Annotated in this window: 13 protein-coding genes and 1 pseudogene; 12 read left to right on the forward strand and 2 right to left on the reverse strand. The window is 28.8% G+C overall.

Features of this window, described 5'->3' with window-relative positions:
- The 9 genes from KA468_RS08940 to purD all read left to right on the forward strand — a co-directional run.
- The coding region (locus KA468_RS08940; RefSeq protein WP_291242601.1) for a polysaccharide biosynthesis C-terminal domain-containing protein at positions 1 to 500 on the forward strand (500 nt) is incomplete at its 5' end.
- Entirely contained in the window at positions 475 to 1,149 is a 675-nt protein-coding gene (locus tag KA468_RS08945; RefSeq protein ID WP_291242602.1) for an acyltransferase, read from the forward strand. The genes KA468_RS08940 and KA468_RS08945, both read left to right, overlap by 26 nt.
- 2 nt (positions 1,150 to 1,151) lie before the next feature.
- Complete coding sequence (locus KA468_RS08950) at positions 1,152 to 2,405, forward strand: hypothetical protein (RefSeq protein WP_291242603.1); 1,254 nt, start codon at positions 1,152 to 1,154, stop codon at positions 2,403 to 2,405.
- Positions 2,371 to 3,543, forward strand: a complete 1,173-nt coding sequence (locus KA468_RS08955; protein ID WP_291242604.1) for a glycosyltransferase family 4 protein — start codon at positions 2,371 to 2,373, stop codon at positions 3,541 to 3,543. Before KA468_RS08950 ends, KA468_RS08955 begins: the two co-directional genes overlap by 35 nt.
- 76 nt (positions 3,544 to 3,619) lie before the next feature.
- On the forward strand, positions 3,620 to 4,735 hold the full coding sequence (locus KA468_RS08960; protein ID WP_291242605.1) for a DUF1972 domain-containing protein: 1,116 nt from the start codon (positions 3,620 to 3,622) through the stop codon (positions 4,733 to 4,735).
- Between the two features lie 166 nt (positions 4,736 to 4,901).
- Complete coding sequence (locus KA468_RS08965; RefSeq protein ID WP_291242606.1) at positions 4,902 to 6,038, forward strand: O-antigen ligase family protein; 1,137 nt, start codon at positions 4,902 to 4,904, stop codon at positions 6,036 to 6,038.
- 11 nt (positions 6,039 to 6,049) lie between these two features.
- Positions 6,050 to 7,033, forward strand: a complete 984-nt coding sequence (locus KA468_RS08970) for a UDP-glucuronic acid decarboxylase family protein (protein ID WP_291242607.1) — start codon at positions 6,050 to 6,052, stop codon at positions 7,031 to 7,033.
- Between the two features lie 54 nt (positions 7,034 to 7,087).
- On the forward strand, positions 7,088 to 8,446 hold the full coding sequence (locus KA468_RS08975) for an undecaprenyl-phosphate glucose phosphotransferase (protein WP_291242608.1): 1,359 nt from the start codon (positions 7,088 to 7,090) through the stop codon (positions 8,444 to 8,446).
- 103 nt (positions 8,447 to 8,549) lie between these two features.
- Positions 8,550 to 9,821 carry a phosphoribosylamine--glycine ligase gene (gene purD / locus KA468_RS08980; RefSeq protein ID WP_291242609.1) on the forward strand — a complete coding sequence of 424 codons (1,272 nt, stop codon included), beginning with the start codon at positions 8,550 to 8,552 and terminating at the stop codon, positions 9,819 to 9,821.
- A gap of 15 nt (positions 9,822 to 9,836) precedes the next feature.
- Here the strand turns inward: purD and KA468_RS08985 are convergent, their stop codons facing one another.
- Positions 9,837 to 10,070 carry a uracil phosphoribosyltransferase gene (locus tag KA468_RS08985; RefSeq protein WP_291242610.1) on the reverse strand — a complete coding sequence of 78 codons (234 nt, stop codon included), beginning with the start codon at positions 10,068 to 10,070 and terminating at the stop codon, positions 9,837 to 9,839.
- Between the two features lie 44 nt (positions 10,071 to 10,114).
- Here KA468_RS08985 and KA468_RS08990 point away from each other — a divergent pair, with 44 nt between their 5' ends.
- Positions 10,115 to 11,041, forward strand: a complete 927-nt coding sequence (locus KA468_RS08990) for a DUF6427 family protein (RefSeq protein WP_291242611.1) — start codon at positions 10,115 to 10,117, stop codon at positions 11,039 to 11,041.
- Here KA468_RS08990 and upp read toward each other — a convergent pair.
- Positions 11,036 to 11,689 carry a uracil phosphoribosyltransferase gene (gene upp, locus KA468_RS08995; protein WP_291242612.1) on the reverse strand — a complete coding sequence of 218 codons (654 nt, stop codon included), beginning with the start codon at positions 11,687 to 11,689 and terminating at the stop codon, positions 11,036 to 11,038. The genes KA468_RS08990 and upp overlap by 6 nt on opposite strands.
- Positions 11,690 to 11,758: 69 nt before the next feature.
- Here upp and KA468_RS09000 point away from each other — a divergent pair, with 69 nt between their 5' ends.
- Together KA468_RS09000 and KA468_RS09005 are read left to right on the forward strand one after the other, a co-directional pair.
- Positions 11,759 to 12,364 carry a DUF4254 domain-containing protein gene (locus KA468_RS09000; protein WP_291242613.1) on the forward strand — a complete coding sequence of 202 codons (606 nt, stop codon included), beginning with the start codon at positions 11,759 to 11,761 and terminating at the stop codon, positions 12,362 to 12,364.
- Positions 12,365 to 12,676, forward strand: a pseudogene (locus tag KA468_RS09005) (ADP-heptose--LPS heptosyltransferase RfaF); the annotation flags it as partial.

The following is a 12,676-nucleotide window of genomic DNA, read 5'->3' on the forward strand; positions in this document are numbered from 1 at the left end:
AACAAATTATCGTTGTTTTTAAAACCTATATCTTTTTGTTTTTCAATTATGTTTTTCCAAAAGTTTGTTATTTGTTGGAAGTGGATGCTAAAAAAGCAATGAAAAATTGGAAAATTTATAATGGTGTTAATTTTGTATTGGTAATTTCTTGTATGACGTTATTCTATTTTTTTTCATATGAAATTGTCTCTTATTTCAATCCAACCAACCTCTATTTTTTGAGTAGTTTATTAGAAGTTGCTGTTTTTATACCAGCGCTTTTGGCTATTTCGATTCCGCTTAAACAATTGGTTTTAGGATATAACTTCAAAAAGTTTTATGTGCGTATTACTTCAATTGTGTTGATTTTTAATTTACTCGCAATCGTTCTATTAATACCCTATTATCAAGTATATGGTGTTTTTTATTCTTTAATTGCTACAGAATTAATCATTATAATTTTCTATCTTTATCGACTAAACAAAAAATTGTTTCATGCTAAAAAAGATTATTCAAGGTAAATTAAAAAAATTAGGAAAAAATTATCAGATTGATAATTCAATTCCAAATGCCTATTTTATTTATCAAATCTTTTCTCGTTTAATAATGTCTTTCCGAGGTTTGATAGTTCTCCGAAAAAAAGTTTTCTTAGGTTCTAACACAAAAATTTTAAATAAAAAAAACTTTAGTATTGGAAAAAATACCACAATAGAAAACCATGTTGTTTTAGACGGTTTTTCTAGAAACAAAATAGTTTTAGGGTATAATGTCAAAATCGGATCCTATTCAAAACTACTTTCCACAAGCCACATGTCTAAATACGGAATAGGTATGATAATTGGAAATAATAGTGCTTTTGGAGACTTCACACATTTTGGTGCGCCAGGAGGAATCGTGATAGGAAATGATGTTATTGCTGGTTCTTACGTAAGTTTTCACTCCGAAAATCACGTTTTTTCAGACACATCCCTTTTAATTAGAGAGCAAGGCGTTACTTCAAAAGGAATTACAATTGGAAATAATGTATGGATTGGCGCAAAAGTTACTTTCTTAGATGGCACAAAAGTTGGAAATAATTGTGTGGTAGCGGCAGGTGCTGTTGTTAATGGTCAATTTCCAAATAATGTGGTTATTGGTGGTGTTCCTGCAAAAATTTTAAAAGAAATTTAGTAATGAAAGTAACGTTAAATAAAGAATTGTATTTGCAGATATTGTTTATGATTGCAGTAATTGTTCCTTTTTTTAATAATTACGAATTATCATTTGCTACCTGGTTTCTTATTTCTGTAATTACGATCAAAACTAATTATGACGTAAGATTTGTGAAATACATCAGTTACTTTATTATAATCTTTGGATTATCACTATTTATAGGCCTGTTTTATAAACATAATCTTTTTTATACCCTCAGAGACATTACCTATTTGCTTAAACCTATTTTTGGGCTTTTATTAGGATACCAGCTCTTTAGTTCAAAAATAAAAAACCCATTTCGTTTTCTAGTTTATGCCGGTATTGCCATTGCTTCATATCATTTGTTTTTGGTAATTTTTGGAATTGTAGTTGATGGAGCTCGATCAGTTCGAGAAATAAGAGAAATTGCAGGTTATTTTAATGACTTTGAGATTTATGCACTAATAATTTTAATTTTTCACAAACAATTTAGATTAGAATTTAGTAAAAAAACAACCAGATTGTTTTTAATTATTTTAGCGTTTTCAAGTTTTTTTTATTTAGCAAGAACTAACTTTATTCAATTTATCATACTTTATTTTGCAATGAAAGGCTGGTTAGTATTAAATAAAAAATCACTAATTATCATTTTTTCATTGGTAGCAGTATCAATACTTGGTTATGGAGCCATTTATAATTACAACCCAAAAAGAGGTGGAGATGGTTTAGATGAGTTTTTGTATAAATTAAAAGTGTTGCCAGAAGAAGCACTTTCAACTAAAATCAATAGAAACGATTGGAAAGATTTTCACGATCATTATAGGTCATACGAAATTGTAAGAACATTAGAACAATTGTCACATAATAAAACGTATTTATTTGGTGAAGGAATCGGTTCGCAAGTCGATTTAAAACAAAAAGTATATTTAGGTGACATGGAATTAAGACATATTTCCATTTTACACAACGGTTATATGACGGTATTTTTAAAATCGGGAATTTTAGGAACTTTTTTTCTATTAGTTTCTATTTTGTTTTTCTTCTCAAAATTTAAAAAAGAAAATGAAATAGACGATAAAATAAATATTCTCTTCAAAGGAACTGGATATTTTTTAATTATTTCTTATTGGGTGTTTTTAGGCTTTTATAACTTAATTGATACAAAAACACTACTAATCGGATTTCTGTTTGCTTACAAACACAATTTAACAAAACTAAATGAAAACAATATTAGTCATACACCAATCAGCTGAATTATACGGTTCGGATAAAACGATGCTTTATTTTTTGTCTGAGTTAGACAAAACAAAATATTTACCAATTATAGTTTTACCTTTTGATGGTCCTTTAAAAATTGAATTAGAGAAAAACAACATCAAAGTTGTTATTGCTCCAGTTTTAAAATTATATAGAAAAATGTTTACACCAAAAAACATTTTTAAATTTATAAAAGAATATTATAAAGGGATTAAAATTTTAAACGCATTAAACAAAGAATATAAATTTGACCTCGTTTATACGCATACTTTAGCAGCATTAATTGGAATTTTATTTGCCAAAAAAAGAAATATAAAGCACTTGTGGCATGTGCAGGAAATTATTGCTAAACCTAAAGTTTTTAATTTTTTATTTAAAAAAATTCTTTCTTTAGATTGTAATCATAAAGTGGTTTATGATTCTATTGCAACTATGAATTTTTGGATTGAAAATAATTTAAAATTAACGGAAAAATCTGAAGCGGTTTGGAATGGTATTGAAACAAAAAATAGTAAAAGTTTTACAGATGCTGAGTTAAATGAAGTGCGAGAAAATTATTTTTTTGCCACAAATAATGAAATTGTAATAGCTTTAGTTGGTAGAATTAATAGTTGGAAAGGGCAACAATTATTATTACAATCGTTTAAAACTGTAATAGAAAAACATAAAAACATAAAACTTGTCTATTTAGGCTCTGCGCCTCCAAATCAACCAATTTTTGAGACAGAATTAAGAAATAAAATTAAAGAATATAATTTAGAAAGTAATGTTATACTAATTCCTTTCCAGAAAGAAATTGAAAAATTTTGGAATTCAATTGATATTGCTGTTGTGCCTTCTACAGAACCAGAGCCTTTTGGTATGGTAGTAATTGAGGCCATGTTAGCTAAAAAACCAGTTATAGCTTCCAATCATGGTGGACCAACGGAAATAGTTGTCGAAAATGAAACAGGTTTATTGTTTGAACCTAATAATCACAATAGTTTGTCGGATGCTTTAGAAAAACTAATTAAAGATGAACAATTAAGAAAATTATATGGCGCAAATGGATTTAAAAGAGTTCACAACACCTTTTCATTAGAAAACCATGTCAATCATTTTGAAAAAATCTTCGAAGAATTGTTTAATAAATAATTTTTTCAAATTTTTATTAATTCAAACATATAATTTTTCTCAAAAAACTATATTTGTCGTTAAATATATTTCTTAAATGAAAATAGCTATTCTTGGCACCAGAGGCATTCCAAACAATTATGGAGGTTTTGAACAATTTGCTGAATTTTTCTCTGTTTATTTAGCAGAAAAAGGTCACGAAGTATATTGTTACAACTCCCATAATCATAAGTATCAAGAAAAAACATTTAAAGGTGTACAAATTATTCATCAAAACGATCCAGAATATAAATACGGAACCTTTGGTCAATTTATATACGATTACAATTGTATTATAGATAGTAGAAAAAGAGATTTTGATATTATTTTGCAATTAGGTTATACCAGTAATTCCATTTGGTTTTTTTTAATGCCAAAAAAAGCTATTAACATTATCAATATGGATGGATTAGAGTGGAAACGTTCTAAGTATTCAAAACCTGTACAACAATTTTTAAAAATTGCAGAATGGTTAGCGGCAAAATCTGGAGATTATTTAATTTCAGATTCGTTAGGAATAAAAAAATATTTGCAAGAAAAACATAAAAAAGAGTCTACTTATATTGCTTACGGCGCGTATCCATTTAACACGCCAAACGAAGAAATATTAAAAGAATATCAAGTTGAAAAAGAAAATTTTAACATGATAATGGCACGTTTCGAACCAGAAAATAATTTAGATATGGTTTTAGAAGGTGTTGCGCTAAATTTTGAAGACAAAACTCCTATTTTAGTTATAGGAAACCACAACACAAAATATGGAGAATATTTAAAAAACAAGTTTAAATCTCATGAAAATATTCGTTTTATGGGTGGAATTTACAACTTAGAACACTTAAATAATCTGCGTTATTATTCTAAATTATATTTTCATGGTCATTCGGTTGGCGGCACAAACCCATCTTTGTTAGAAGCCATGGCCTCTCAAGCTTTAATTGTAGCTCATAATAATGATTTTAATAAAGGCATTTTAAAAGAAAATGCATTGTATTTTAGAAATCCAATAGAAGTAAAAAATATATTAAATAATAGTAAAAAAAGTAATAACTTGCCATTTATAAAAAATAATTACGAAGCAATAGTTAACGAGTTTAATTGGACTAAAATAAATGACGATTATTTACAACTTTTTGAACAATGTATGGAAAGACATAAAGCAGGAAACCCAAAATAATTTTGCTTTTGTTTTTATCCTTTTATTGTTATTATCGTTACCTTTTAAACTAGCTTTTACAAATATCACTCTTGGTTTTTTTATACTCGCGGTTATCATAAATCACAAAAAAATAAAAATTAATTTTTCCGGAAGTTTACTTTTACCAATACTATTATACATTTTAATGTTATGTTCGTTTTTTTGGACAATAGATGTTTCAGCAACTCAAAAAGCAATTCCGAAAGAAGTTTTTTTGTTACTAATTCCTTTTATATTTGCCGTAATTCCACAATTTAATCAACTTCAAATTAATAAAATCAACAAATATTATGCCTACGGATTTGTGGTTTTTGCAGTTTTTTTCATTTTAAGAGCCGTAATCAGATTCATTGTTATAAAAGATGCGGCCGTATTTTTTTATCATCAAGATCAAGACAAAGATTTAGGATTGATTCCGAAAGATTTAAACGCCATACATTTTTCTGTATTTTCAATTCTCGCTTATGTTTATTTTCTCGCTTGTGAATTAAAAAGCTCTTGGCAAAAAATAAGTATGTCTATTTTGTTGGTTTTTATTTTACTTCTGTCTTCTAAAAATATTATTTTAGTTACTATAATTATTACTATAATTTATTTATTCTATTTTGCTAAATCTGCAAATAGAATGCGATTAAGAAACTTGATTGTTTTTTCTTTTATAATAATTAGCATGGTTTTCTTTGGTCGAATTAAAAAACGTTTTGCCGCTGAATTTCAGTCACACACAGCTAAGAGTTTAAGTCATGATGTAATAGAAGGTGTGCCAGAAGGCGTACATTATGTAAGTGTTTATGAAGCATGGAACCAAGATAAATTTACTCCAAATGATTATTTCCCAGGAACCGCATTTAGGGTGTATCAAGCGCGATTGTTCTTTGAGTTTTTATCTGAAGAACCTATTTTTTGCAATGGATTTGGATTAAACGCGTCATTTAAAAAACTTGAAGAAAAGGGTCAAAAATATAACATATATCAAGGCACAGGAAATGATGATGGGTATCAAAATAAAAATTTTCACAACCAGTATATTCAAAATTTTTCAGAATTAGGAATATTTGGTTTCTTAATTTTAGTGATAATGATGTTTATTTCGTTAAAAAGATCAGTTTATAACAAAAATTTTATACACTTTACTTTTTCAATAGTAATGATAAGTGTATTTTTGACAGAATCTTTCCTTTGGAGACAAAGAGGGGTTGTGTTTTTTATAATATTTTACTGCTTATTTATGTTTCGAAATACAACCCAAAGCAAAATTAATACTACTTTAAATGGTGCTTAAATAAAATTAAAATGAAAAGAATATTGATTACAGGAGCAGCCGGATTTTTAGGTTCTCATTTATGTGACCGTTTTTTGGCAGAAGGCTATTTCGTAATTGGAATGGATAATTTAATTACAGGTGACTTAAAAAATATAGCCCATTTATTTAAAGAAAAAAACTTTGAATTTTATCATCATGATATTACAAAATTTGTTCATGTTCCAGGTGAATTAGATTATATTTTACATTTTGCTTCACCAGCAAGTCCGATTGATTATTTAAAAATTCCAATTCAAACCTTAAAAGTTGGTTCGTTAGGAACACACAATTTATTAGGATTAGCTCGAGTTAAAAAAGCAAGAATACTTATAGCATCAACATCTGAAATTTATGGTGACCCTTTAGTGCACCCTCAAACGGAAGAGTATTATGGAAACGTAAACACAATCGGACCTCGTGGTGTTTATGACGAAGCCAAACGTTTTCAAGAATCAATAACTATGGCGTATCACACATTTCACGGGGTAGAAACCAGAATTGTTCGTATTTTTAACACCTACGGACCAAGAATGCGATTAAACGATGGTCGTGTTATCCCAGCATTTATTGGACAAGCTTTACGTGGTGAAGATTTAACCGTTTTTGGCGATGGAAGTCAAACCCGTTCGTTTTGTTATGTAACAGATCAAGTAGAAGGTATTTATAGGTTATTACTTTCCGATTATCATTTACCTGTAAATATTGGAAATCCTGATGAAATTACGATTTCTGATTTTGCAGAAGAAATTATCAAATTAACTGGAACTACTCAAAAAGTAATTTATAAAGATTTGCCAGTTAACGACCCAATGCAACGCCAGCCCGACACCACAAAAGCCAAAGAAATTCTAGGATGGAGCGCCAAAGTAAATAGAGAAGAAGGTATGAAAATTACTTATGAATATTTTAAATCACTTTCGCCAGAAGAATTGGCAAAAGAAGAACATAAAGATTTTTCAAAATATATTTATTAGTGAATAAATTATCATAAAAGAGTGATATATAATCGCTAAAAATAAATTATATATATGAAAAGAGGAAGATATTCCAAATATATTAGACCCATAAGTATTATTATAGATTCTTGTTTATTAATAATTTTGTTTCCTTATTTTTTTAAAGGACTAAATATTAATTTTCAATGGTTTGGGACATATTTAGTTGCTATTTGGATAATAATATCTTTTTTTACGAAGTTTTATGAAATATATAGATTTACTACCCCAGTAAATATTCTTTCAAAAACCGCCAAACAAATGACATTATTTTTACTGTTAATTATTGCTTTTTTTCCTTTTTATAAAACTGCAATTTTTAGTGGTTATGCAACTGCAACTTATGTTTTAGTCGTTTTGTTTGGAGTAGTATTACTTAAAAGTTTAGCCTTTTATTATATAAAAAAATACCGACTTTTAACTGGAAACAACCTTAGAAACGTAGTTATAATTGGACATACAGAAGAATCAAAAGATTTAAAAAATATTTTTGAGAAAAGACCAGATTATGGATATAACTTTAAAGGATTCTTTTCCGATAGAAAAACAGGAGAAGGCGTACTGGGAAAAATTGATGAAATAAAAAATTATGTTTTTGAAAATAAAATTGATGAAATTTATTGTTCCATTAATGAAATTTCAAACGAAAAACATAAAGAATTAGTTGCGTTTGCAGATGAGAATGATATAATTATTAAATTTATTCCAGATTCTAAAGCAATTTTTTCCAAAAACTTAACAATAGATTATTACGAGTTATTTCCAGTTTTATCGCTAAAAAAATCGCCATTAGATGATTACTATACCGAGTTTTTTAAAAGGCTTTTTGATATCTTTTTCTCTTTAATTGTAATACTATTTATTTTATCTTGGCTAATACCACTTTTGGGTATTTTGATTAAATTAGAATCAAAAGGAACTATTTTTTTTAAACAAAGTAGGCCAGGAATTTACGAAGAAGAATTTATTTGTTATAAATTTCGTTCAATGAAATTAAACGGAACTACCGAATCAGAAGCATCTAGAAACGATCCAAGAGTTACTAAAATTGGTCGTTTTATTAGAAAAACTAGCATCGATGAATTACCACAGTTTTTTAACGTACTATTCGGAGACATGTCTGTAGTGGGGCCAAGACCTCATTTGTGGGCTCAAAACAAAACGTATGGAAAGAAAATAAAAAAATATATGGTTAGACATCATATTAAACCCGGAATTACTGGCTTGGCTCAAGTAAAAGGTTGTAGGGGCGAAATTGAGACGGAAGACGATATGGTAAATCGAATTAAATTTGATGTTTTTTATATCGAAAACTGGTCGTTTTTAATGGATTTTAAAATCATTTTACAAACCGTTATAAATATTTTTAAAGGCGACGAAAAAGCCTATTAAATTAAATTACTGGTACTTTATCAAAAAAACTTCTTATTAAATCTATCTTATTTTTAATTAAAAGAGACTATTTTTGCACCAATAAAAAACAACACAAACAATCATGAATATTTTACTTTTAGGATCTGGCGGAAGAGAACACGCTTTTGCTTGGAAAATGACTCAAAGCGCTTTATGTACTCAACTATTTGTAGCGCCTGGAAATGCAGGAACAGCAAAAATCGCAACAAATATTGCAGTAAATCCAAACGATTTTGAAACAATCAAACAGTTTGTTTTGGAAAATGCTATAAAAATGGTTGTAGTAGGCCCAGAAGATCCTTTAGTAAACGGTATTTATGATTTCTTTAAAAACGATACTCAAATTTCGCATATTCCAGTAATTGGACCTTCTAAATTAGGTGCGCAATTAGAAGGAAGTAAAGAATTTGCTAAAGAATTTTTAGTGAAAAATAATATTCCAACGGCAAAGTATGAAAGTTTTACTTCTGAAACAGTTGAAAAAGGATATGCTTTTTTAGAAACATTATCTCCGCCATATGTTTTAAAAGCAGATGGTTTAGCTGCAGGAAAAGGCGTTGTAATCCTAAATGATTTACAAGAGGCTAAAAACGAATTAAAAGCTATGCTTGTCGATGCAAAATTTGGTTCAGCAAGTGCAAAAGTAGTAATTGAAGAGTTTTTAGACGGAATTGAGTTAAGTTGTTTTGTGTTAACTGACGGAAAAAACTATAAAATTTTACCAACTGCAAAAGATTATAAAAGAATAGGTGAAGGAGATACCGGATTGAACACAGGCGGAATGGGCGCTATTTCTCCAGTTCCGTTTGCAGATGCTGCGTTAATGCAAAAAATTGAATCGCAAATTGTGATTCCTACTATTCAGGGATTAAAAAACGACAATATTGAATATAAAGGTTTTGTGTTTATTGGTTTGATAAAAGTGGACGACAATCCATTTGTAATTGAATACAATGTGAGAATGGGTGATCCAGAAACAGAAGTCGTTATTCCAAGAATTAAAAGTGATTTAGTTGCTTTGTTTGAAGCAGTTGCCACTGAAAAATTAGCAGATTTTGATTTGAGTTTGGATGAAAGAACGGCAGCGACTGTTGTTGTTGTTTCAGGCGGTTATCCTGAAGAATTTGAAAAAGGGAAAGAAATTTTTGGTTTAGATGATACAACAGATTCTTTAATTTTTCATGCAGGAACTAAAGAAGAAAACGGAAAAATTGTATCTAATGGCGGAAGAGTGTTAGCAGTAACGTCATTCGCTAATTCATTTTTAGATGCCACAAAAAAATCTTATCAAACCATAGAAAAACTAAAGTTTGATAAGATGAATTATAGAAAAGATATAGGGTTCGATTTATAATCGAACTTTTTTCTTTTATTTTGTTAAGAAAGAATGTGCAGTGGTGTCTTGTTCATCTGCTCCAGATTTTTTGAAAATCTGCAATTGTTTTGTCCAATAGTATGTCCAATAACAACAAATACAAATAAATATCCAATTGATAATATTTGCTCCCCACCAATTAGTTAATTCTAAACTTCTTAAAAAGTCCATTGGTACAAAAAGTACTTCAACAAATAAAAATTGTATTGCTTCGAAAAATGCTTTCATTTTTTTATTATTATATTTACACTACAAAAATATAAAATATCTTTATGATTGCAAGTCTTTTTAGTAAAACTCGACCAATAAATTACGCATTAGTACTAATAATGTTGTTTTCTTGCTTTTTTTTGTACCAATTTCAGGTTCCAACTGTTAATTTTACAACAGGTGATCTGTTTTCAAAAATAATTGTTTTTCTATTGCTGTTGTTGTCATTTTTTCTGGTGAATTTCATTTCACTTAAAAATACCTTAACCCAAAACGATAATTATGCCATACTTTTGTTTTTAGTGTTTATATTATTATTTCCATCGGTACTAAATAATATAAAAATTGTGCTATCAAATGTGTTTTTGTTATTGGCTTTACGTAGGTTAATTTCTTTAAAAACATTAAGCTCATCAAAGGAAAAAATATTCGATGCTTCTTTCTGGATTTTCCTTTCTGCTATTTTTCACTTTTGGAGTATTTTGTATATTATTTTAGTTTTTATTTCAATTATTTTTCACTCTGGGAAAGAATATAAAAACTGGATTTTACCTTTTGTGTCATTTCTTTGTGTTTGGATTTTATATATAGCCACTAGCTTATTTTTATTCGGTAACTATTCTATTAATAAGGCTGTTTTTCAGGTAAGTTTTAACTTTTTTGATTTTAAAGACGTGTATCAAAACATGGCATTGTCTGTATTTGTTTCAATTTCTGTATTGTTTTTTGCTTCTCAAACAATCGACTATCAAAACAAACCTTTAAACATGCAGTCGTCTTACAAGCAAGTATATTTTGCTTTTCTTTTAGCTGTGGGAATTTATGTTTTTTCAGCAAATAAATCTAACGATTTACTACTTTATACTTTTGCGCCTTTAACTATTTTAGGGGCAAATATGTTTGAAAAAATGGAAAATTCTATTTACAAAGAAGTCTCTTTATATTTATTGTTAGGTGTGGGTTTGTTTTTCTTTTTTGTTCAATTATAATTTAGTTCCATAGGCTAAATCGCCGGCGTCACCTAAACCAGGGATAATATAGTTTTTTTCGTTTAATTTTTCATCTAATGAAGCAACCCATAAATGGCAGTTTTTCGGCAACTTATCGGATACATATTTTATTCCTTCAGGTGCAGCAATAACAACAGCTATATGAATTTCCTTTGGCTGATGTGTGTCTAAAATTTTATTTAAAACCGCAACTAATGATTGCCCAGTGGCTAACATCGGATCAACTAAAATTAACGTTTTATCATTTATATTAGGAACAGCCTGATATTCTACTAAAATATCGAAATTTTCATCCGAATTATAATGATTTCTGTAAGCGGAAATAAAACCATTTTCGGCAGTATCAAAATAATTTAAAAACCCTTGATGAAGTGTCAAACCAGCTCTTAAAATGGAACACAATACTATTTCTTCTGCAATTTCTGAAGTGTTTTTAATACCTAACGGAGTGGTTATAGCGATGTCACTATATGTTAGTTTTTTACTAATCTCATACGCCATAATTTCACCTATTCGTTCCATATTTCTTCTAAAACGCATGCTGTCTTTTTGAATGTTTACCTCTCTAAGTTGGCTCAAAAAATGATTTAAAACACTGTTTTCTTCGGAAATATAATGAATGTTCATGTGAGATAATTTGTAATTTATGGTTAAAAGTACAAAAAATCCTTATTTTTGTAAATTAAATTAGAAACTATGTTTGCAGAATTTGCCTTTCCTATTTTTGAACAATCTATAATTGATTATCATGTTATCGATGACGTATATCAACCGGTATTAAATCCGTACGAAAAAGGTTCAGTTGAACATTTATTGTATGCTAAAAACTGGGTAGATACGGTGCAATGGCATTATGAAGATATTGTGCGCGACCCAAATATTGATCCCGTTGCAGCGTTAGATTTAAAACGAAAAATTGATGCTTCTAACCAAGTCAGAACCGACATGGTAGAATATATTGACGGTTATTTTTTACAAAAGTACGCACACGTTCAAGTGAAACCAAATGCAAGAATTAATACCGAAAGTCCAGCTTGGGCAATTGATAGATTATCAATCTTAGCTTTGAAAATTTATCATATGAATGAAGAGGCTACTCGCGAAGAGGCCACTGCTGAGCACCGAGCAAAATGTCAAGAAAAATTAAATGTATTGTTAGATCAAAAAAACGATATGTTTATTTCTATCAGTCAATTAGTGGAAGATATCGAAAACGGCGATAAATTTATGAAGGTGTACAAACAAATGAAAATGTACAACGATGCAGATTTGAATCCAGTTTTGTATCAAAATAAAAAATAAATGTCTTCACACATTTTAGTTATAAGGCTTTCAGCTATGGGCGATGTTGCTATGACAGTTCCTGTACTGAGAGCTTTTTCTTTGCAATATCCCAACGTAAAAATTACGGTAGTTTCTCGGCCGTTTTTTAAACCTTTTTTTGACGACATTGAAAATATAACTTTTTTTCCAATTGATTTAAAGGAAAGACATAAAGGTTTTTTAGGACTTTTGCGTTTGTTTTCCGATTTACGAAAACTAAATATTGACGCCGTTGCCGATTTACACAATGTATTACGATCAAAAATTATAAGAACACTTTTTGCTTTGAAT

This window comes from Flavobacterium sp. (assembly GCF_017985075.1).
GTDB lineage: Bacteria > Bacteroidota > Bacteroidia > Flavobacteriales > Flavobacteriaceae > Flavobacterium.